The 22574-nt window shown below is 35.8% G+C and carries 26 protein-coding genes; all 26 read left to right on the forward strand.

Features of this window, described 5'->3' with window-relative positions; all coding sequences use genetic code 11:
* Positions 1 to 38: 38 nt before the first annotated feature.
* Positions 39 to 1052 (forward strand): flagellar motor switch protein FliG, encoded by a 1014-nt coding sequence (gene fliG, locus MHI47_RS06005; protein ID WP_093535156.1) that lies wholly within the window; start codon positions 39 to 41, stop codon positions 1050 to 1052.
* The gene (gene fliH / locus MHI47_RS06010; RefSeq protein WP_340830031.1) at positions 1036 to 1815 is read left to right on the forward strand and encodes a flagellar assembly protein FliH; all 780 of its coding nucleotides are present in this window, start codon (positions 1036 to 1038) and stop codon (positions 1813 to 1815) included. The genes fliG and fliH overlap by 17 nt, the downstream gene beginning before the upstream one ends.
* 5 nt (positions 1816 to 1820) lie before the next feature.
* Entirely contained in the window at positions 1821 to 3143 is a 1323-nt protein-coding gene (gene fliI / locus MHI47_RS06015) for a flagellar protein export ATPase FliI (RefSeq protein ID WP_340830033.1), read from the forward strand.
* Positions 3144 to 3593, forward strand: coding sequence for a flagellar export protein FliJ (fliJ, locus tag MHI47_RS06020; protein ID WP_093535150.1), 450 nt, complete (start codon positions 3144 to 3146; stop codon positions 3591 to 3593).
* Between the two features lie 8 nt (positions 3594 to 3601).
* Positions 3602 to 4156, forward strand: coding sequence for a MotE family protein (locus tag MHI47_RS06025; RefSeq protein WP_340830035.1), 555 nt, complete (start codon positions 3602 to 3604; stop codon positions 4154 to 4156).
* A 32-nt stretch (positions 4157 to 4188) separates the two neighbouring features.
* Positions 4189 to 5397 (forward strand): flagellar hook-length control protein FliK, encoded by a 1209-nt coding sequence (locus MHI47_RS06030; protein WP_340830037.1) that lies wholly within the window; start codon positions 4189 to 4191, stop codon positions 5395 to 5397.
* Positions 5398 to 5400: 3 nt separating this feature from the next.
* Positions 5401 to 6042 carry a flagellar hook assembly protein FlgD gene (flgD, locus tag MHI47_RS06035; protein WP_340830038.1) on the forward strand — a complete coding sequence of 214 codons (642 nt, stop codon included), beginning with the start codon at positions 5401 to 5403 and terminating at the stop codon, positions 6040 to 6042.
* A 15-nt stretch (positions 6043 to 6057) separates the two neighbouring features.
* Entirely contained in the window at positions 6058 to 6438 is a 381-nt protein-coding gene (locus tag MHI47_RS06040; protein ID WP_093535142.1) for a TIGR02530 family flagellar biosynthesis protein, read from the forward strand.
* An 82-nt stretch (positions 6439 to 6520) separates the two neighbouring features.
* Positions 6521 to 7483, forward strand: a complete 963-nt coding sequence (gene flgG / locus MHI47_RS06045) for a flagellar basal body rod protein FlgG (protein ID WP_340830039.1) — start codon at positions 6521 to 6523, stop codon at positions 7481 to 7483.
* A 68-nt stretch (positions 7484 to 7551) separates the two neighbouring features.
* A complete protein-coding gene (locus tag MHI47_RS06050; RefSeq protein ID WP_340761929.1) occupies positions 7552 to 7773 on the forward strand; it encodes a flagellar FlbD family protein in 222 nt (73 codons plus the stop codon).
* Positions 7763 to 8194: a flagellar basal body-associated protein FliL gene (fliL, locus tag MHI47_RS06055; RefSeq protein WP_340830041.1), complete on the forward strand. Its 432-nt coding sequence runs from the start codon at positions 7763 to 7765 to the stop codon at positions 8192 to 8194. Before MHI47_RS06050 ends, fliL begins: the two co-directional genes overlap by 11 nt.
* Positions 8195 to 8223: 29 nt before the next feature.
* Positions 8224 to 9222, forward strand: a complete 999-nt coding sequence (fliM, locus tag MHI47_RS06060; RefSeq protein ID WP_093535134.1) for a flagellar motor switch protein FliM — start codon at positions 8224 to 8226, stop codon at positions 9220 to 9222.
* On the forward strand, positions 9215 to 10381 hold the full coding sequence (gene fliY / locus MHI47_RS06065; RefSeq protein ID WP_340832010.1) for a flagellar motor switch phosphatase FliY: 1167 nt from the start codon (positions 9215 to 9217) through the stop codon (positions 10379 to 10381). The genes fliM and fliY overlap by 8 nt, the downstream gene beginning before the upstream one ends.
* 19 nt (positions 10382 to 10400) lie before the next feature.
* Positions 10401 to 10763, forward strand: coding sequence for a response regulator (locus tag MHI47_RS06070; RefSeq protein ID WP_093535132.1), 363 nt, complete (start codon positions 10401 to 10403; stop codon positions 10761 to 10763).
* A gap of 4 nt (positions 10764 to 10767) precedes the next feature.
* On the forward strand, positions 10768 to 11451 hold the full coding sequence (locus MHI47_RS06075; RefSeq protein ID WP_340830043.1) for a flagellar biosynthetic protein FliO: 684 nt from the start codon (positions 10768 to 10770) through the stop codon (positions 11449 to 11451).
* Positions 11444 to 12109, forward strand: a complete 666-nt coding sequence (gene fliP, locus MHI47_RS06080) for a flagellar type III secretion system pore protein FliP (RefSeq protein WP_340830045.1) — start codon at positions 11444 to 11446, stop codon at positions 12107 to 12109. Before MHI47_RS06075 ends, fliP begins: the two co-directional genes overlap by 8 nt.
* A gap of 12 nt (positions 12110 to 12121) precedes the next feature.
* Complete coding sequence (fliQ, locus tag MHI47_RS06085; protein WP_093263173.1) at positions 12122 to 12391, forward strand: flagellar biosynthesis protein FliQ; 270 nt, start codon at positions 12122 to 12124, stop codon at positions 12389 to 12391.
* 4 nt (positions 12392 to 12395) lie between these two features.
* Positions 12396 to 13172, forward strand: a complete 777-nt coding sequence (fliR, locus tag MHI47_RS06090; protein WP_340761932.1) for a flagellar biosynthetic protein FliR — start codon at positions 12396 to 12398, stop codon at positions 13170 to 13172.
* Position 13173: 1 nt separating this feature from the next.
* Positions 13174 to 14259, forward strand: coding sequence for a flagellar biosynthesis protein FlhB (gene flhB / locus MHI47_RS06095; protein ID WP_340830046.1), 1086 nt, complete (start codon positions 13174 to 13176; stop codon positions 14257 to 14259).
* A gap of 24 nt (positions 14260 to 14283) precedes the next feature.
* Positions 14284 to 16317 carry a flagellar biosynthesis protein FlhA gene (flhA, locus tag MHI47_RS06100; protein WP_340761935.1) on the forward strand — a complete coding sequence of 678 codons (2034 nt, stop codon included), beginning with the start codon at positions 14284 to 14286 and terminating at the stop codon, positions 16315 to 16317.
* A complete protein-coding gene (gene flhF, locus MHI47_RS06105; protein ID WP_340830047.1) occupies positions 16314 to 17429 on the forward strand; it encodes a flagellar biosynthesis protein FlhF in 1116 nt (371 codons plus the stop codon). Before flhA ends, flhF begins: the two co-directional genes overlap by 4 nt.
* Positions 17413 to 18279, forward strand: a complete 867-nt coding sequence (locus MHI47_RS06110; RefSeq protein ID WP_340768749.1) for a MinD/ParA family protein — start codon at positions 17413 to 17415, stop codon at positions 18277 to 18279. The genes flhF and MHI47_RS06110 overlap by 17 nt, the downstream gene beginning before the upstream one ends.
* A 4-nt stretch (positions 18280 to 18283) precedes the next feature.
* Positions 18284 to 19381: a protein-glutamate methylesterase/protein-glutamine glutaminase gene (locus tag MHI47_RS06115; RefSeq protein WP_093535725.1), complete on the forward strand. Its 1098-nt coding sequence runs from the start codon at positions 18284 to 18286 to the stop codon at positions 19379 to 19381.
* Positions 19382 to 19394: 13 nt separating this feature from the next.
* Positions 19395 to 21452 (forward strand): chemotaxis protein CheA, encoded by a 2058-nt coding sequence (locus MHI47_RS06120; protein ID WP_340830048.1) that lies wholly within the window; start codon positions 19395 to 19397, stop codon positions 21450 to 21452.
* 32 nt (positions 21453 to 21484) lie between these two features.
* Positions 21485 to 21940 carry a chemotaxis protein CheW gene (locus MHI47_RS06125; protein ID WP_093535113.1) on the forward strand — a complete coding sequence of 152 codons (456 nt, stop codon included), beginning with the start codon at positions 21485 to 21487 and terminating at the stop codon, positions 21938 to 21940.
* A 3-nt stretch (positions 21941 to 21943) separates the two neighbouring features.
* Positions 21944 to 22573 carry a chemotaxis protein CheC gene (locus MHI47_RS06130; protein WP_340830050.1) on the forward strand — a complete coding sequence of 210 codons (630 nt, stop codon included), beginning with the start codon at positions 21944 to 21946 and terminating at the stop codon, positions 22571 to 22573.
* Position 22574 lies beyond the last annotated feature (1 nt).

The following is a 22574-nucleotide window of genomic DNA, read 5'->3' on the forward strand; positions in this document are numbered from 1 at the left end:
GTAAGTACGCCGAGGCGTAATTGATTGGGGGAACGGCTGTGAACAAGAAAGAAAAAGATTTAAGTGGTAAACAAAAAGCCGCGCTCTTATTAATTTCTCTCGGACCTGAAGTGTCTGCTTCTATTTATAAACATTTAAATGAAGAAGAAATTGAGCGTTTAACTCTTGAAATTTCAGGTGTAAAAAAAGTAGAGCCTAACATTAAAGAAGATATAATAGAAGAATTCCACACGATAGCATTAGCACAGGACTATATCTCACAGGGGGGTATTGGATACGCAAAAACAGTTTTAGAAAAAGCATTAGGCACGGAACATGCTCAGGCAATTATCAATCGACTCACATCATCTCTACAAGTGAGACCATTCGATTTTGCCAGACGTGCAGAGCCTGCCCAACTGTTTAACTTTATCCAAAATGAACACCCACAAACGATAGCTTTAATTCTCTCCTATTTAGAGGCGCAGCAAGCAGGAATTATTCTTTCCTCTTTACCACAGGAAATGCAAGCAGATATAGCTAAACGAATAGCAACGATGGACTCAACTTCTCCTGAAGTTATTAGTGAAATAGAATCAGTACTTGAACGCAAGCTTTCTTCAACAGTGACACAGGATTATACGGAAACAGGCGGTATAGATGCTGTCGTAGAAGTATTAAATGGTGTGGATAGAACTACGGAGAAAACCATTTTAGATGCTTTAGAAATACAAGATCCAGAACTTGCAGAAGAGATTAAGAAAAGAATGTTCGTATTCGAAGATATTGTTACATTGGATAATCGCTCGATTCAACGAGTTATTCGTGATTGTGAAAACGAAGATTTATTACTTTCTATGAAGGTTTCTAGTGAAGAAGTTAAAGACGTAATTTTCCGCAATATGTCTGTACGGATGGCTGATACATTTAAAGAAGAAATGGAAATTATGGGTCCAGTTCGTTTACGTGACGTAGAGGAAGCGCAATCTAGAATAGTAACGGTAATTAGAAGACTTGAAGATGCAGGAGAAATAATAATTGCTCGTGGTGGAGGAGATGACATCATTGTCTAAAATTTTCCGAAATGTATATTTGAGTGAATCGAAGGAAAATACCAAACCCATTCAAATAAGGAATTTATATGTTCAAGAAATGATGAACACAGACGAGCCGTTAACGATTGATGTTCTTACACAAGAGAGAAGTAAAATGTTGGAACAGGTAAACCAAGAGATAGTAGAAAAACGAGCTTTATTAACACAAGATATTGAAGAGACGAAACAATATGTTGAAAACCAGTTGAATGCATGGGAAGAAGAAAAGATTGCTTATCAGCAACAGGCATATGACGAAGCCTTTATACAAGGCTTAGAAGAGGGACGTTCAAAAGCTCAAGCCGATATGCAAAGCTCGCTAAAACTTGCTAATGATACGATGAAAATTGCTCATGAGAATGCTGCGAATTATTTACAACAACAAGAACAGGTCATTTTAGAACTAGCTCTACGAACAGCAGAGAGAATTATTGCCACGAAGCTAGAGGATAATGAAGAACTATTTTTATCTATTGTAAAAAGAGGGTTAAAAGAAGCGAGAGAAATGAAAGTGATTAAACTATATGTATCTCCCACTTACTTTGAACTTGTATCTAATAATAGAGAAGAGCTTTCCTCCATTTTTCCTGTAGATGTTCCATTTATGGTTTTTGTTGATGAAGATATGAATGAAACTGATTGTTATATAGAAACAAATCACGGAAGAATTGTAGTAAGTATTGATGAGCAATTGCAAGAATTACGACGTAAGCTTGTGGATATTCTAGACAATATGGAGTGAATGTGATGAAAGCTGTAGATTTAATACAACAAATTTCGAATATACCTACATTTAAAAAATATGGTCGAGTTAGTCGAGTTGTTGGATTAATGATTGAATCACAAGGTCCTGAAAGTTCCGTAGGTGATGTATGTAAAATCCATATAAACTCCGTCAAAACAGGAGCTTCTATTATTCTTGCTGAAGTTGTTGGTTTTAAGGAAGAAATTGTCGTCTTAATGCCCTATACGAATATAAGAGAGATATCTACTGGTTGTTTAGTCGAAGGAACAAATAGTCCATTAGAGATTAAGGTAGGGCCGGAACTTATAGGAAAAGTATTAGATTCCATGGGCAATCCAATTGATGGATCTGTTTTACCAAAGGGTTTAATGACTGTTGGAACAGAAAAAGATTCTCCAAATCCTTTAACTAGACCACCTATTGAAGAGCAAATAGAAGTAGGTGTTAAGGCAATTGACGGAATGCTTACTGTCGGAAAAGGCCAAAGGGTCGGTATTTTTGCTGGCTCGGGGGTAGGGAAAAGTACATTGCTTGGAATGATTGCTAGAAATACTAATGCGGATTTAAACGTCATTGCACTAATTGGAGAGCGCGGCAGGGAAGTACGAGAGTTTATCGAAAGAGATTTGGGAAAAGAAGGTTTAGAGAAATCGATTGTCGTAGCAGCTACTTCTGACCAACCTGCATTAATGCGCATAAAAGGTGCTTTTACAGCTACTGCTATTGCAGAATACTTCCGAGACAAAGGGTTAAACGTAATGCTTATGATGGACTCCGTGACTCGTGTAGCGATGGCACAACGGGAAGTTGGTCTTGCAGTTGGAGAACCTCCAGCTACAAGAGGATATACGCCTTCTGTATTCTCTATCTTGCCTAAGTTGCTTGAACGAACTGGCACAAATGAAAACGGCACAATTACAGCGTTCTATACTGTATTGGTAGATGGCGATGATATGAATGAACCAATAGCTGATACAGTTCGCGGAATATTAGATGGTCATATTGTGTTGGATCGTTCACTTGCTAACAAGGGACAGTATCCTGCTATTAATGTATTAAAAAGCATTAGTCGATTGATGAATCATATTTCAGACGACAAACATGTGAAAGCAGCGGAAAGATTACGAGATTTATATTTCACGTACGATAAATCAGAAGATCTTATTAATATTGGTGCATATAAGCGTGGGACATCTCGTGAGATTGATGAAGCTATACAATATGAACCTTTAATTACTTCCTTTTTAAAACAAGGGTATTTAGAGAAAGTATCTTTGGATTCTTCCGTCGATGAATTAGTGAAATTATCAGGTGGTGTTTCATAAATGGTTGCTTATCAGTTTAAATTTGCTAAAGTTCTAACGATTCGAGAACAAGAAAAATCAGAAACGGAATTGGCTTACAAAGAATCCGTGTCGTCCTTCGAGAAGGTTGCTACAGAGTTATATAATTTGTTGAAAAAGAAAGAAGATACAACAGATACTCAAAACAATCTGCTTATTTCTGGCCTTTCAGTAGACAATATTCATCATTATTCGAATTATATCGACGGTCTTCAAAAAAGAATTGATGTTGTTCAAAAGGAAGTTGTCCAAGCAAGATCTAAAATGAATTGGATGGAAGAAAAGCTACTCGAAAAGTCATTAGAGGTAAAAAAGTTTGAGAAGATTAAAGAAAAAGACCTATCACAGTTTCAAGAAGAGCAACAAAGACTAGAAACGATTCAATTAGATGAAATATCTTCTTTAAAGTTTCAAAACAAAGAGATTAGGTGAGTAGAAGCATGGCTGAAGCAAAAGGTTTAAGTAAAATAAAAATGCTCTTTTATTGGTTTATCATTCCTCTTTTATTTGCTTTACTTCTCTTACTGGTACTTGCTCAAATAGCAAATATAAATGTTTTTGAAAAAGCAAAAGAGATAGCTGGTTTTAGTGAAGAGCAGGTATTAACAGTAGACAAAAAAACAGAAGTACTAGAAGAAAGAGTAGTCTCGTTACAAGCTGAAATTCAAGAAAAAGAAGCTCGAATTGATAAAGTTCAAACGGAACTTGATAATTCTGCAACTGAGAAGGAAGCATTATTAATAGAACAAGAAAGATTGTTAGAAGAAATTGCAACATTAACAAGGAATCAGGAAAGTGCTAAACGAGATTATGCTGAAGTTGTTTCTACATTTGAAAAAATGTCCGCAAAAAAGGCTGCTCCAGTTATAACAAAGATGAGTGATGCGGAAGCTTTACGTATTTTAACAAGTCTCAAACCAGATACGGTAGCAAGCATTTATGAAAAAATGACTCCAGAAGATGCTGCAAAATATACAGAGTTAATGACGAAATAATTATTTCCATTTGAAGGGAGGTGAATATAAACGTGAATATCGCAATGCCCACAGGTACAAATGTAAATGCTGCTATTCAAACTAGTAGTAAAATACAAACGACTATGAATAACAGTCAAAAGTTCGGTTCCGTATTTGGACAAGTTTTATCTAATTCACAAGTACAAGCCACTGCTACACAACAAGGAAATCCCGATGGAAATGTACTACAAGACCTGTTAGCAATTCTAAATGCAACTTCATTAGAAGAGCTTCAATCAGTACTAGGAACAGAAGATTTAACTGTAAATCCTAAAGAGTTAAAAGCCCTTTTAGATAAGTTATTAGGTGCCGACAGTGATGTAAAAACGAATGAAGAAATACAACAATCAAATGTCTGGGATTTACTTGCTGGTATAAATGTGCAGGCAACCAAACTTACAGATGCGATTACTTCTTCTCTAAATGGACAAGGGCCAAGTGCTCCGGCAGATGCAAAACAAGCGATAGAATTACTAAAAATCGCACAGTTAATAGGAAATAAATCGGATTTAACCATTAAAGAAGAATCTACACTTTTTGATATGAAGCAGTTGCTTGAAAATGTGAAGGAAGTAGTAAGTAAATTGCCAACTAGTGAAACAATTTCTTCACCACAATTATTAAAACAACCGATTATTCATACTCAAATGGTAGTGAAACAAACTGCTCACACTTTACAAACAGAAGTTGTAACTGAAACAAAAGAAATTACATCAAACGTACAAGGCAGTACTACCACAGTAGTTCAAATAAAAGTAGAATCAGTTTCCTTAACCTTACCAACAGAAAAGGCTGGTCAGTCTGAGGAATTTATAAAAGAATTACAAAAAGTAATGAACCGTGTGCAGTTTGGACAAACAGGCGGTGTAAATAGACTAGTTCTTAAGCTATTTCCAGAGCATCTAGGTACGATTCGAATTGAATTGATACAAAAAGATGGTATGTTAACAGCAAGAATACTAGCATCAACTGCCTTAGGTAAAGAAATGTTGGATTCTAACTCAAGTCAATTGAGACAAGGTTTTGCAGGACAAAACATTCAACTGGAAAAGTTAGAGATTAGCCAGGCTTTACAAGATTCGGTGAGACAAGAGAAGCAGCAAAACTTCCAACAATCTTTTAAACAACAACAGCAAGAGCAGTCTAATGAAGAGACAAATACGGAAAGTCAGGAAACACCAATTTCCTTTGACGATTTCTTAACAGATATGGAGGTTTAACAGATGGCAGATATGACCCCAATTACTAAAGGCATGTATTTATCTAACAAAGCACCAACAACAAAAACCACAGGTAGTGGCGAATTAGGAAAAGATGCATTTTTAAAAATCCTTATGACACAGCTTCAAAACCAGGATCCAACTAAACCGATGGATGATGCACAATTTATATCACAAATGGCGCAGTTTTCATCTTTAGAACAGATGACTAACTTAACGAAAGCCTTTGAAGAATTTGCAGGTGTACAACAACAAAGTCAAATGATCGAATTCAGTAACTTTGTAGGCAAAGAAGTAAAGTGGCATGAACTTACAGATAAATTAGATGCTGATGGAAAGCCGATAACAAACGAAGGTACTGGATCTATTACAGGTATTAAATTTGTAGATGGAAGCGTGGAATTCACGTTAGCAGATGGAAAGAAGATAAATCCTGGAAATATTTCAGAAGTATTATCGAGTAGTTCTAATTCCAATAGTTTAGTAGAAGCTAGCATGCTAATTGGTAAAACAGTAGGTTATCAAAATGGAGATACCGTAAGCTCAGGAGTAGTACAATCAGTTTCAAAAAAAGATGGAAGTATTGTATATAATTTAGGTGGAGACGTGTCGATCAAAGCCGATCAGTTTATATCTATCCAATAAGAACGGAGACTTGCAATGGACAATATTTCGATAAATCGTGTTCCGCTGCAAACAAAAATCCGTCAACCAATCACATCCAATCAGGTAGCTTCACCAAAACAATCATTCTTACATCATTTACATGAAGCATCTGTTCAAACAGAATTAAAAGTTAGTAAACACGCCAACCAACGTTTACAAGAAAGAAATATTTATATTTCAGATGCAGAATGGCAAATAGTAAGCGACAAAGTTTCAGAAGCACGCTCTAAAGGTGTGAACGACTCACTCGTATTGATGGACCAAGCAGCATTAATTGTCAGTGCAAAAAATTCCACTGTCATTACTGCTATGAATCGCACGGAAGCGAAAAACCAATTATTCACAAATATTGACGGTACAATCGTACTGAACTAATTAAAATAGCAGGACCTGTAAAGGATGCTATGTGCAGCGGACTGATTGAAGCTAGCACGCAAATTGAAGGGAGAAAAAATATATGATTCGCTCAATGTACTCAGGTATTTCAGGTTTAAAAAACTTCCAAACAAAATTGGATGTAATAGGTAACAATATTGCTAACGTAAATACTTATGGTTTTAAAAAGGGTCGTACGGTATTTAAAGATCTTATTTCCCAGACAACTTCGGGGGCATCTGCAGCAACAGGTACACGTGGTGGTGTTAACGCGAAACAAGTGGGATTAGGTTCACAATTATCTGCCATTGATACAATCCATGCTGGTGGTTCACTTCAATCCACAGGTAATACTTTGGATTTAGCTATATCAGGTGATGGATTTTTTCAAGTAGCGGATGGCACAGGTGCCACAGCAACTGCCGGTCCTACAGGATATACAAATTATTTATATACACGAGCAGGAAACTTTTATATGGATCAGAGTGGATACTTAGTTAATTCTGACGGTAAATATGTCGTTGGTGTAGCTGGAACGCCAACTGGTACCCCAGCTAGTTATCCATTAGCTAGTTCTGTAACTGTCACTGCAAATAATGGTAATCTAGATTCTACTGCGCCATTTAATGGTATCCCTGATAAGAGTCCTGTTGGTACGGCAGGTACTTATAAACCAATACAAATCCCAACTGATGCTCAAAGTATGAGTATAAGCCAAGATGGTACTGTCACGTTTGTAGACAAAGGTGGAGAATTAAGATGGGCTGGTCAATTAGTGTTAGCTAAATTTCCTAATTCTGGTGGTTTAGAAAAAGCAGGTAATAATTATTTTAAATCATCGCCTAACTCTGGGACTCCCTTGAATGGTACTGGTACTCAAGATGGTCTTGGAACGATCAACTCTGGTTTCCTAGAAATGTCTAACGTAGATTTGTCAGAAGAATTCACAGACATGATCGTTGCACAACGTGGATTCCAAGCGAATACTCGTATTATTACAACTTCAGATTCTATTTTAGAAGAATTAATCAACTTAAAACGTTAATCTATTAAACTTTAAATTTACTTGAAAGGGAGGGTTGGGCCGTTCCTAAATGGTTCTGGCCCTTCATTATGATTAAGCTTACTCGTTTAAACGGCAAGGAGTTTTCGTTAAATGCTCTGTACATAGAGACTGTGGAGTCTTTTCCAGATACGACGATTACACTTACAAATGGTCATAAATATGTAGCGTTGGAATCTAGGGATGAAGTATACTCCAAAATATCTCAGTTTTACAAAGAAGTACATATTTTATCGAACCCGCATATAAGAGGTGAACAAGATGAAGAGTAAAAATAAACTATTAACCATTATGCTTATTATTTTAGTTTCGATTACATTATTAGGGGTAGTAGCTTTGCTAATAGTAATGCAGTTAAACAAAGCAGATAAAGATGATAAGCCGACCATTGATGAAATTATCGAATCCTCTGTAGATATACCAGAGATAACTACTAATCTAGCGTCAAATAAATTTATCCGTATATCTTTAAAGGTCCAGACGGACAGCGTTAAAGCAGCAGAAGAATTAACTAAACGGGATTTCCAAGTGAAAAATATAGTGATCACAGAACTATCTGAAATGACTCCTGAAGAATTAGATGGTAAAAAAGGTAAAGCAGTATTTGAATCAGCGCTTAAAACAAAAATTGGTGAGCTAATGGATGATGGAGAAATTCAACAAGTTTATATCACTTCTTATATTATTCAATAAAGAATATTTAAAAATTGGAGGTGGGCAGATTGGCAGGAGATATATTATCTCAATCGGAAATAGATGCGTTGTTGAGTGCACTCTCGACAGGTGAAATGACAGCAGATGAAATGAAAAGCGAACAAGAAGCTAGGAAAATAAGGACATATGATTTCAAAAGAGCACTTCGCTTTTCAAAAGATCAGATTCGAAGTTTAACGAGAATTCATGAAAACTTTGCTCGTCTATTAACCACATTTTTTTCTGCCCAGTTAAGAACATACGTACAAATTTCGGTCGTTTCAGTCGATCAAATACCTTTCGAAGAATTTGTTCGTTCGGTACCACATATGACATTGATCAATGTGTTTGAAGTACCACCGTTAGAAGGTAATATTCTGATGGAAATAAATCCTAATATTGCTTACTCCATGTTGGATCTAATGATGGGTGGAAAAGGACAAGCTCATACAAAAGTAGATAATTTAACGGAAATTGAAACGAAGATTATGACGAATTTATTTGAGCGTTCGTTTGATAATTTACGAGAAGCCTGGATAAATATTGCAGATATCGATCCGATATTAACAGAGCTAGAGGTTAATCCACAATTTTTACAAATGATTTCTCCCAATGAAACAGTTGTTGTAATATCCTTCAACACTATTATTGGTGAAACAAGTGGAATGATTAATATTTGTATTCCTCATGTAGTTTTAGAACCAATTGTACCGAACTTATCTGTGCGTTATTGGATGCAAACAAATAAAAAAGAAGTTTCACCTGAACAATTAGCTGTTCTGAAAAAACGAGTGAATGCTGCAGAAATACCTATAGTCGCAGAAATTGGGACAACGGATATATCTATAGAAGATTTATTGTATTTACAATTAGGAGATGTCATTCAGTTAAATACTAAAATTGATGACTCATTAACCGTTAAAGTTGGTGGTATTCCTAAATTTATTGGTCAACCTGGAAAACTAAAAAAACGAATGGCTGTACAAGTCATTGAAACTGTGAAAGGAGGAGAGGATGATGATGAGTGATGATATGCTCTCCCAAGACGAAATTGAGGCTCTCCTTAGAGGAACGAATATAAATGAGGAAGCTTCGAAAGAAGTAGAGATGGAAGATGTAAATGTAGAAGATTATTTAGATTCATTTGCTCAAGACACACTTGGAGAAATTGGTAATATCTCATTTGGTAGTTCTGCTACAGCCCTGTCTTCTCTTTTAGGACAAAAAGTAGATATTACTACACCTAATATTAGTATGATTAATAGTAGAAAATTACAAGAAGAGTTTCCTCATCCATATGTAGCAGTCCAAGTACAATATACTGCTGGACTAATCGGTATGAATCTTCTCGTTATAAAACAATCGGATGCTGCTATTATTGCAGACTTAATGCTTGGTGGAGATGGTTTAGATCCAAAGCCTGAACTTAGTGAAATACAGTTGAGCGCAGTTCAAGAAGCGATGAACCAAATGATGGGTTCCGCAGCAACATCAATGTCTACCGTTTTCAACAAAAAAGTAGATATTTCACCGCCTACGATCGACCTTATGAATCTTATGGAAGGGGAAGGAACAGATGCCATCCCTGAAAATGAGTTACTTATTAAAATATCTTTCCGTCTTAAAATTGGAGATTTAATCGATTCTAATATTATGCAACTACTACCATTAGAATTTGGGCAAAGCTTAGTGAAATCCTTAATAGGAGAAGATGAACCTGAATTAGCTGCTACTATTACAGAAGAAAAGGTATATCAAGCGCCTGTTCAACAGCAGCCTTCCATGCAAACACAACAAGTACATGAAGTGCCTTCGCAAGCGCCAATACAGTATACTCAGCAGCAAACACGACCGCAGGCACCGCCAGTGGAAGTGCAACAAGCACAATTTGCAAGCTTTGAAGCGCCGAGTTTATCGCAAAATGAATCGAGAAATTTAAATTTACTACTTGATATTCCTCTCCAAGTAACAGTAGAATTAGGTCGTACTAAGAGAACTGTAAAAGAGATTTTGGAACTAACAAGTGGCTCCATCATTGAACTAGACAAACTTGCTGGAGAGCCTGTTGATATTCTTGTCAATAATCGACATGTAGCCAAAGGGGAAGTCGTTGTTATTGATGAGAATTTTGGTGTACGTATTACAGATATTTTAAGTCAAGCAGAACGTATAAACAATTTAAGATAAGCACTGGAGGAGACATATTATGTCGAAAAGAATTTTAGTAGTAGATGACGCAGCTTTTATGAGAATGATGATTAAAGATATTTTAAGCAAAAATGGTTTTGAAGTTGTAGGTGAAGCTGGAGATGGAGTTCAAGCAATTGAAAAGTACAATGAGCTTAAACCAGATTTAGTAACGATGGATATAACAATGCCAGAAATGGATGGAATTGCAGCTTTGAAAGAGATTAAAGCAAAAGACCCGACTGCGACAATCATTATGTGTTCAGCAATGGGCCAACAAGCGATGGTTATTGATGCAATCCAAGCTGGAGCAAAAGATTTCATCGTTAAGCCTTTCCAAGCGGATCGTGTAATTGAAGCTATTTCCAAAGCTTTAGGGTAATGACATGAGGAAATTTCCCCTCGTTTTAAGTGTATTTCTTTTTTTAACTTTTGGAACTCAGCTTGTTGTGAAAGCAGAGGTAGATTCAAATGAAAGTGTTGAACAATACCTAAAGAACAATAATTCCAAAAATGAAAAAGATTCTGAAGTAATTATAGAAGAAACCCCAGATACTACAGAAACGACAGAACCCGTTTCTGCAGATGTTTCTGTTACAGCATGGGATTACATCAAAATGGTGCTTGCCCTTTTGTTTGTTATTGCTTTACTCTACGGAGTACTTCGTTTTGTAAATAGTAGAAACAAAACCTTTCAAACCAACCAGCTTATTCAGAATTTAGGTGGGGTCGGGGTAGGTCAAGGTAAATCATTACAGCTAATGCAAGTAGGTAATTCTATATTTTTAGTTGGTATTGGGGAAGATATTACTTTGTTAAAAGAAATAACCGATCCAGTAGAGATAGAAAATTTAACGAAAATATATGAAGCAAAAATAGATGTTGGAAAAAGTATTCCTTACATATTTGAGATAGTTGGTCGCTTGAAAGACAAAGGAACCTCACAGAAAAAGGAAAGTAAGCAACCTTCGTTTAAGGAGACATTCCAAAAGAGACTTCAAGATATTCAAAAAGACCGTAGTAATGTATTAAAGGATTGGAAGACGAAGGAGCGCGATAACAATGAATGAATTTGTCCAGTTTTTTTCGGACAGCGACCCGGCCAATCTTTCCACATCTATAAAATTAATGCTTTTACTAACGGTCTTATCTTTAGCTCCTAGTATATTAATATTAATGACTTCTTTTGCTAGAATAGTTATAATTTTATCATTTGTACGAACTGCACTTGCGACTAACCAAATGCCTCCGAACCAAGTGATAGTTGGTTTAGCGTTATTTTTAACATTTTTCATCATGGCTCCTACATTACAACAAGTCAATGAAGAGGCATTAACTCCTTTGTTTAATGAAGATATTACTTTAGAAGAGGCTTATGAAAATGCTAGTGGTCCCTTCAAAGAGTTCATGAGTAAGCATACAAGACAAAAAGATTTGGAACTTTTCCTAAGATATTCAGAAGCAGAAAGACCTGAAACAATAGAGGATATTCCATTAACGGTGATGGTACCTGCTTTTGCACTTAGTGAGATTAAGACAGCTTTCCAAATTGGATTTATGATTTTTATCCCTTTTTTAGTTATTGATATGATTGTGGCGAGTGTACTGATGTCAATGGGTATGATGATGTTACCGCCAGTTATGATCTCTTTACCGTTTAAAATATTATTGTTTGTATTGGTAGATGGATGGTATTTAGTGATGAAGTCTATATTACAAAGTTTTTAGGAGCTGATTGTATTGAATAATGAAATGGTAATTTCAATTGCCGAACGAGCAATTTGGGTCATTCTTCTTGCATCAGGTCCTCTTCTTTTAGTTGCTTTAATAACAGGTCTTGCGGTAAGTATTTTTCAGGCGACCACACAAATCCAGGAACAAACTCTTGCATTTGTGCCTAAAATTGTTGCAGTTTTAGTAGCTATCGTTTTCTTTGGTCCATGGATGCTTTCACAAGTAACTTCTTATGCAGCAGATATTTTTGAGAATTTGATAAGATACATTGGTTGATACGATGGATGAAATTTTACCAAATTTAACTGTATTTTTACTAATCGTTGCCCGTGTAACCGCATTTTTTGTAGTGTTACCATTATTCTCACATCGAACAATACCTGCATCACATCGGATAGCATTTGCTGTAGTTCTATCTTGGATGATGTATTATACGTTGGATGTAGAACCGTTTGAAATAAATGGAGATTATATTCTGTTAATCATTAAAGAAGTTATATCTGGATTATTTATAGGTTTACTAGCGTATATCATTATGTCAGCTGTTCAAATTGCGGGTGGATTTATCGATTTTCAGATGGGATTTGCAATGGCTAACGTTATTGACCCACAGACAGGTGCACAAAGTCCTTTAATTGGTCAGTTCTTGAATACTCTAGCTCTATTGTTGTTATTAGCACTAAATGGTCATCATTTATTGTTGGATGGTATTTTCTATAGCTATCAATTTATGCCGATGGAAATGGTTTGGCCAGCTTTTGGACAAGAAAATTATGTGGAATTTATTATGAAAACTTTTGCTGGCGTTTTTGCTGTTGCATTTCAAATGTCTATCCCAATAGTTGCGACACTATTTCTTGTGGATGTAGCCCTTGGTATAACTGCGAGAACGGTACCACAGTTAAATATTTTTGTCATAGGATATCCGATAAAAATAGGTGTAGGGTTTTTAGTCCTTCTCGTGATGATGGCTGTACTAATGGCAGTGATACAGAAAATGTTTGAAATTTTGGTCGTCGCAATGCGTGACTTGATGATAATTTTAGGTGGTGGCTAATATGATTGCTCTACGCTTAGATCTGCAGTTTTTTGCGGGAGAAAAAACAGAAAAAGCGACTCCTAAAAAGAGAGAAGATTCTCGTAAAAAAGGGCAAGTTTTAAAGAGTCCAGATGTAACAAGTGCTATTGTGTTACTCTCTGTTTTTGTTTTTCTATTTTTCTTTGCTGGTTTTTTAAGAACAGAGATATTTACATTTTTTAGTGTTGCATTTACTCATTATATGTTGATAGAAACCCTGACCATTGATACTGCAATCATTATTTATAAGGATATGTTAATTGAAATGGCTATGGTTCTGCTACCAATCATGTTAGTGGCTGTAGTAGCGGCTATAGCGGCAAATTTCTTTCAGTTTGGACTGCTATTTACGACAGAACCATTGAAATTTGATCTGAAAAAGATTGATCCTATAAAAGGTCTCAAAAGGATCTTTTCGATTAAAGCAATTATAGAGCTATTAAAATCTATCTTAAAAATATCATTTATTGGTTCTGTAACTACTTTAATATTATGGATGAATTTGGAACAGGTATTATCTCTATCATTCAAAACAGGTTGGGATACACTCGCCACTGTTGGATGGTTAACCGGAACTATGGGTATAGCTGCATCCTGTGTATTGTTGTTCATATCCATTTTAGATTTCTTTTATCAAAAATTTGACTATGAAAAAAATCTGAAGATGTCTAAGCAGGACATTAAAGATGAACATAAAAACTCGGACGGGGATCCAATTATAAAGTCACGTATACGGCAAAGACAAAGGGAAATGGCAATGCGTCGGATGATGCAAGAAATCCCTACAGCAGATGTTGTTATTACAAATCCAACACATTTTGCTATTGCTCTAAAATATGATGATGAATCAATGGAAGCTCCAACAGTAGTTGCAAAAGGTGCCGATTTCGTTGCACAAAAGATAAAACTAATTGCTAAGGAAAATAACGTGGTCATGGTAGAAAATAGACCACTAGCTCGTTCAATGTATGACCAAGTAGAAGTAGGTCAACGTATTCCAGATGAGTTTTTCAAAGCAGTTGCTGAAGTATTAGCTTATGTGTATCGTATTAAACAAAAAATTTAATGGCAAAGTTAGAGGTGGAAGTAAATGCAAGTCCGTGATATAACCGTATTGGCAGCTGTAATATCTATAGTGGCGATGCTCGTAATACCTCTTCCTCATTGGTTAATAAGTTTTCTTATTATTATAAATATTACAATAGCGTTATTAATATTAATGACTGCTATGAATATGAAAGAAGCTTTAGAGTTCTCTGTATTTCCAACTATCGTTCTACTTGTTACTTTATTTAGGCTTGCATTAAATATTTCTACAACAAGAGCAATTTTAGCAGAAGGTGATGCAGGTAAAGTAGTTGAAACCTTTGGTACCTTTGTTACAGGTGGGAATATGCTCGTTGGTTTAGTCGTATTTGCTATTTTGGTTATTATCAACTTTATCGTAATTACAAAAGGTGCGGAGCGTGTTTCTGAGGTTGCAGCTCGTTTTACACTCGATGCTATGCCTGGTAAACAAATGAGTATTGATGCGGATTTAAATGCAGGGATGATTTCTGAGAAAGAAGCTCGTGAAAGACGTGAAAAGGTTAGTGGCGAAGCGGACTTCTACGGAGCTATGGACGGGGCAACCAAGTTCGTAAAAGGGGATGCCATTGCGGGTATTATTATCGTTATAATAAACTTGTTATTCGGAATTATTATTGGTGTTGTTCAATTTGGACTTCCTTTTGGGGAAGCCGCAGTTCTGTTTTCTACTCTTACAGTTGGGGACGGTCTTGTTTCTCAAATACCAGCATTATTAATATCCACAGCTACAGGGATTGTTGTAACAAGAGCTGCATCTAAAGGTAATCTGGGTGGAGATATAACAGGACAATTGTTCAATCAGCCAAAACTTCTTTACGTAGCAGCCGTGACAATAACGCTTTTAGGTATTGTAACCCCGATTGGTTTAGTCTTAACTTTACCTATTGCTATTGCACTTGCCGTAGGAGCTTATATGATAAGTAAGGCTAGTCAAGAGGGTCCTGAAGAGTTGGAAGAATTTGAAGAGGAAGTTACAACGGATAATATGAAGAGTCCTGAAAATGTCATTAATCTACTAAATGTAGATCCAATAGAATTCGAGTTTGGTTATGGTTTGATTCCATTAGTGGATGCTGCCCAAGGCGGAGATTTACTTGATCGTGTTGTAATGATTCGTAGACAACTAGCACTTGAATTAGGTGTAGTTATTCCAGTAGTGAGAATACGAGATAATATTCAACTTCAACCAAACGAATATCGGATAAAAATAAAAGGTAATGAAATGGCTAGAGGCGAACTTCTTTTAGATCATTATTTAGCGATGAGTCCTGGTGATGATGATTCGATTGAAGGAATAGATACTGTAGAACCTTCCTTTGGATTACCTGCTAAATGGATAACGGAATCTGTCAAAGAGGAAGCGGAGATACTAGGTTATACCGTTGTCGATCCTCCAAGTGTTGTTTCGACACATATGACTGAAATTATCCGTAATAATGCACATGAATTATTAGGTCGTCAAGAAACAAAACAATTAATAGACCATATTAGAGAGACATATCCAATTTTAGTAGACGAGTTAACCCCTACTCCATTAACTGTAGGAGAAATTCAAAAAATATTGAGCAATCTACTAAGAGAGCATGTATCTATTCGAAACTTGCCAATCATTTTTGAGACACTTGCTGACTATTCAAAAATGACGTCGGATGCCGATGTATTAACAGAATACGCAAGACAATCTCTAGCGAAGCAGATTACAACTCAATATGCCGGAAATAACAATGTACTAAAAGTATTAACAGTCTCCGGAAAAGTAGAAAAACTTATTGCAGACAGTATTCAACAAACAGAACATGGGAACTATTTATCCATTGATCCTAATGATTCACAAGCTATATTGGAGTCTATGGCAAAAGAGATAGAGCGAGCTTCCATGATGGAACAGTCTCCAATTATTCTTTGTTCTCCTGCAGTAAGAATGTATGTTAGGCAAATGACGGAAAGATATTTCCCTCAAGTCCCAATTCTTTCCTATAATGAATTGGAATCCTCCATTGAGGTACAAAGTGTCGGGGTGGTGAATGTAGATTGAAGATGAAAAAATATACGGCTAGTACTATGCCCGAAGCAATGAAATTAATTCGTAAAGAACTTGGTGATGAAGCAGTTATACTAAGTTCTAAAGTAGTCTTTTCTAAAGGGTTTTTAGGTTTGTTTAAGAAAAAATCTATTGAAGTGTTAGCTGGAATGGATACAATCGAACAACCGAATAATACATTTGAGATGCCAACTATGGTGTCTCAAGAACAACAAAATGTTTCTTTAGAGATCCAAAAAGAATTAGCAGACTTAAAACAAATGGTTAAGAATATTAAAATTCCGGAAATGTTAAGTTCATACCCAGCTGAGATGAAAACTCTTATGGACTTTTTAGAAGAGCAAGAATTGTCAGAGGAGCTGATCACATCTGTTTGTGATGAGCTTTTTGTGCATCATAAAAAGAATACTGATGCTTTTGAAATAGAAGATCAACTTAGTCTAACCAAAAATTCTCTTCAAACTCAAATGGAGCATCTTCCGTTTGGTGGAATTTCTTATACTAAAAAATATATAAATGTACTTGGACCAACTGGTGTAGGAAAAACGACTACGATTGCTAAAATAGCTGCACGTGCAATTTTAGAAAAAAAGAAAAAGGTTGGCTTTATTACGACCGATACATATCGTATTGCAGCTATTGAACAACTAAAAACCTATGCTGGATTATTACAATCTCCATTAGAAATTGTATATAACGAAAAAGATTTACAAGAAGCAATGGTAAAGTTCGAACATTTAGATATCGTTTTTATCGATACGGCAGGTAGGAACTTTAAAGAAACTAAATTTGTAAGAGATTTGCAAAAGCTAATCGAATTTGAAGTGGATACGGAAACCTTCCTAGTACTCTCGTCTACATCTAAACAAAAAGACATGGAAGTGATAATAGAACAATTTAGTGAATTTCCTATTGATAAATTTATCTTTACGAAGATAGATGAAACAAATACTATTGGCTCAATTATCAATTTAATGGTTAAATATAATAAAGGACTTGCTTACTATACGGATGGTCAAGAAGTCCCGGAAGATATTATGGAAGCTAGTCTTGAAGGATTACTCAAATTGTTTTTAAAGGGGATTCGCTATGAGAGATCAAGCTGAAGAACTTAGAATGAAAATGCTTCGTAATCAAAACAGGCTTGGGCGTTCCTTAGCGGTAGTTAGCGGTAAGGGTGGAGTTGGAAAAAGTAATTTTTCTATAAATTTCAGCACAACTTTAAGTGGGCATGGCAAAAAAGTGGTGCTAATTGATATGGATATTGGAATGGGCAATATTCATATTTTACTAGGAAAATCGGTTCAATATAACTTGAAAGATTATTTAGTTGGAGAACAGCCCATAGAATCTGTGTTGTTTGAAGGTCCAAATGGCTTGCAATATATATCTGGAGGTTCTGGGTTAAGTGGTGTGATGGAGTGGACAGATGAAATGTTCAATCGCTTAATAGAAGCTTTCGAATATTTACAGAAAACCTTTGACTACATAGTTTTTGATATGGGGGCCGGTGCAACTAGTCAGACATTAGATTTGTTAATGTCTGTGGACGATATTATCGTCATTACGACAGCGGAGCCTACCTCTATTACGGATGCATATTCTATGATGAAATACATTTATTATAAAGATTCTGAAAAAAATTTCTATCTTATTTGCAATAGAGCATTTAGCGATGAAGAAGGGGCTGAAACAACGGGAAGATTAAAACTAGCTATGTCCAAGTTTCTCTCCAAAGAAATTACAATATTAGGTGTATTGCCCGAAGATACAGTTGTTCGAAAGGCAGTAAGGGAACAAACGCCATTTTCTATCTTATATCCACAAGCTGAAATAACGAAAAAGTTAAAAAAGATAGTCTATACATTTACCGACTTGGAAGATGCAATAGAAGCTACACCTAAGCAAACTAATTTCATATCTCGATTAAAAAGTCTTTTTTCAGGAAGGACGTGAGATGATGGACAATAAGTCAAAAAAGAAGTTATTAGTTGTAGATGACTCTGCATTTATGCGAAAACTAATCAGTGATTTCTTTGTGGATAGTAAATCGATAGAGGTAGTTGGGATTGCAAGAAATGGAAAAGACGCAATCGAAAAAATTAAAACTCTACAACCAGATGTTCTCACTATGGACGTTGAAATGCCTGTGATGAATGGTTTGGAGGCGCTCCGCCAAATAATGTTAGAAACACCAGTTCCTGTTGTAATGCTTTCCAGTACGACGAAAAGTGGAGCGGAAAGCACGATGCAAGCGATGGATTATGGCGCGGTAGATTTTATAGCAAAACCAAGCGGTACTATTTCCTTAGATTTACATAAGGTTAAAATGGAATTAGTAGAAAAAGTGGAACATGCTGCACAAGTATCCATTAACAAAATGCAGAAACGCTCATCATTACCTATAAGTTATGGAATATCAAAAAGTATCGAATTGAGAAATATACCTGAGAATACTAATACTGTTAAATGGGACAAGGCCAAAAAGAAAATGGTCTTAATTGGTACTTCAACAGGAGGACCTCGAGCTCTTCAGGAAGTAATTACAAAACTTCCAAAGAATATGAAAGCTCCTGTATTAGTCGTTCAACATATGCCGGCTGGATTTACAAAGTCTTTGGCACAAAGGCTCAATCAATTATCTGAAATTGAGGTAAAAGAAGCAGAAGATGGGGATTTACTACAAGATGGACACGCGTATATAGCACCTGGTGGCTTTCATATGCGTATACAGAAAAGAGTTTCGGCCTATTACATCGTTCTTGATGACAAAGAACCGCCTCGAGCAGGACATAGACCAGCGGTAGATGTACTTTTTGAAGATAATAGTCAGTTCAATGATTTCGACAAGATTGCCGTTATTATGACAGGAATGGGATCTGATGGATCTCTCGGTCTAAAACAGTTAAAAAATAGTGGAAACGTTGTGGCTATAACGGAATCGGCGAGTACATGTATTGTATATGGAATGCCAAAAGCTGCAGTAGAAACTAATTTAGTAAATGAAGTAGTAGATTTAGATCAAATAGCAAAAACTATCATACAATATCTACCTTAAGGGGTGTTAATCAATGGATACAAATCCATATTTTGAAATGTTTATAGAAGAAAGTAAGGAACATTTACAAGCCTGCAATGAACATTTACTAGAATTAGAAAAAAATCCTGAAAACATTGCAATTGTTAATGAAGTATTCCGCTCTGCACATACTTTAAAAGGTATGTCCGCAACGATGGGGTATGAGGATATCGCTAATTTAACACATAAAATGGAAAACATTTTAGATGAAATTAGAAACGGGCGTTTGCATGTAACAGTAGAATTATTAGACGTTGTTTTCATTGCTGTAGATCAATTAGAAGAGATGGTAATGGATATTGCTTCTGGTGGAAAAGGAAATCTAGATGTAACAGATACTGTTCAAAAGCTACATAAAATAGAAACAGGAGAAGAAATTCCAGTTGCTGCGACTACAGTAGAAGTCGCTGTAGAAAGTAATATTTCTCAAGAAAATTGGTTGTCTTATGATGATTATGAAATGACAGTTATAGAACAATCAGTCGAACAGGATTTCTCTACGTATGAAATTTCTGTCAAGCTGCGCGAAGATTGCTTGCTAAAGGCTGCAAGAGTATATATGGTCTTTGAATTATTAGAGAAAATGGGAGATGTTATAAAATCTTCACCCTCCGTTGAGAAGTTAGAAGGAGAAGATTTTGATGAAATTTTCTATGTAGCTCTAGTTACAAATGAGCCTTCCGAAGATGTGCAGAAGAAATTGATGAAGGTATCTGAAGTAACAGAAGTACTAGTTAACTCAGTTACATTAGAGCAACTGAAAAAACGCAATAATATCGAGGGTGCTAAAGTAGAAGAGACTCCATTTCCGGAAAAAACAGAAGTTATAGAAGGTAGTCAAGAGGTAGTGGCAGTAAAAACTACTGAAAAATCTCCTACTTCTAAAAGCAATCAAGTTCAGTCTAGTAAAACTATTCGTGTAAATATAGAACGTTTAGATGTATTGATGAATTTGTTTGAGGAGTTAGTAATTGATCGTGGTCGTCTACAATCAATCTCTGAGGAGTTACACAATAGCGAACTAGATGAAACAGTAGAACGCATGTCCCGTATCACTGGTGACCTTCAAAATATTATATTAAATATGCGTATGGTTCCAGTAGAAACGGTATTTAATAGATTCCCGAAAATGGTACGTCAATTAGCGCGTGATTTAAACAAAAAGATCAATTTAGAAGTTATTGGGGCAGAAACTGAATTAGATCGTACAGTCATTGATGAAATTGGAGATCCTCTTGTTCACTTAATTAGAAATTCTCTAGATCATGGTGTTGAAAGTCCTGAAATTCGTTTAGCTAAAGGTAAACCAGAGGAAGGTACAGTTGTTCTCCGTGCATACCATAGCGGAAATCATGTATTTATCGAGATTGAGGATGATGGTGCAGGTATTAACCGTGAGAAAGTGTTGAAAAAAGCTATAGCAAAAGGAATTGTATCGAATGAAGTAGCGCAAACACTAAGTGATAAACAAGTAGCAGAGCTTATTCTCTCTTCCGGTTTCTCTACTGCCGATGTTATTTCAGATGTTTCGGGTAGGGGAGTTGGTTTAGACGTTGTAAAAACGACAATTGAATCTCTTGGTGGTTTTATAGATATTTCGTCGACGGAAGGAAAAGGTTCTCTATTTTCTATTCAATTACCGTTAACACTTTCTATCATTTCCGTAATGCTTGTAGAACTTGGAGAAGAAATTTACGCTATCCCGCTATCTTCTATTATTGAGACTGCTATTATACGTTCTTCTGATATTTTAAATGCTCATAACCAAAAAGTGATCGATTTCCGTGGGAAAGTTGTTCCACTAGTATTTTTAGAAAATGTTTTTGATGTTCCGAGAGAAAGTACTGATGATGAATTCCATTCGGTTGTTCTTGTCCGTAAAGGAGATAAAATGGCTGGTCTCGTAGTAGATTCATTTATCGGTCAACAAGAAATTGTTTTAAAATCACTTGGTGCATATTTATCAAGTGTGTTCGCAATCTCTGGTGCAACTATTTTAGGTAATGGTAAAGTAGCACTTATTGTAGATTGTAATGCATTAATCAGTTAAAGAGCATCAATTAGAAAGGATGAGATAGCATTATGACAGAAGCCGTAGATTATAAAAATTTAAAAGTAGTCGTTTTTCAATTGGCAGATAAAGAGTATGTTATACCTGTTAGTCAGGTACAAGGCATTGAAAAACTTATATATATTACACGTGTGCCTAAAACTCCAGACTTTGTAAAAGGAGTTATCAACTTACGAGGAGTAGTTACTCCTATAATAGACTTAAAGAATCGCTTTGGATTAGGTGAGAGCAGTTTAGGTGAATCTACTCGTATTATTATAATTACGTTGGATGATATGAATGTCGGTGTAATTGTTGACTCTGCTAATGATGTATTAGATATACCTCTTGATGCAATTGAACCACAGCCTGAAGTGGTTGGAGGAATGGAATCAGATTTTATAGCTGGAGTAGCTAAAATCGATAGCCGCCTTTTAATACTACTGAACTTAAATCTTGTGTTAAATCCTATAAAGTCAGGAGTTTAATAAATGTACGATGATAAAATAACTTCTATACATTTAGATGTCTTAAAGGAAATAGGAAATATTGGTGCTGCACATGCTGCAACGGCATTATCGACATTGTTAAACAAAAAGATTGATATGAAGGTTCCAAAAGTAGAAATGGTATCCTTTGATGACATGATGGATTTAGCGGGAGGTCCGGAGAGGGTTGTTGCTGGTATTTATCTTCGGATTGAAGGAGATGTAACAGGTAGCATGTTCTTTGTACTACCTGTAGAACAAGCAAATCGATTTATCCGAAGATTGATACAAGATGAGGGCTTCGATTTTCAAACAGGTGAAGTTTCTGAAATAGGTGTCTCTGCCATGCAAGAGCTTGGTAATATACTTTCTGGTTCTTATCTATCTGCACTATCAGATTTTACTTCTTTAAAAATATATCCTACTGTGCCTGCCCTAAGCGTAGATATGGTAGGGGCTATTATTAGTTTTGGATTGGTAGAGTTATCCCATGTAAGTGATTATGTTATTGTAATTGATACTGCTATCAATGAAGAAGATGTTCCGAATGAGGAAAGTGTGAAAGGGCATTTCTTTTTATTGCCGGATCCAGAATCATTTGAAGCTATTTTTAAAGCTTTAGGAGTTAGCTAAT

The organism is Psychrobacillus sp. FSL H8-0487 (assembly GCF_038008385.1).
GTDB classification, from domain to species: domain Bacteria; phylum Bacillota; class Bacilli; order Bacillales_A; family Planococcaceae; genus Psychrobacillus; species Psychrobacillus psychrotolerans.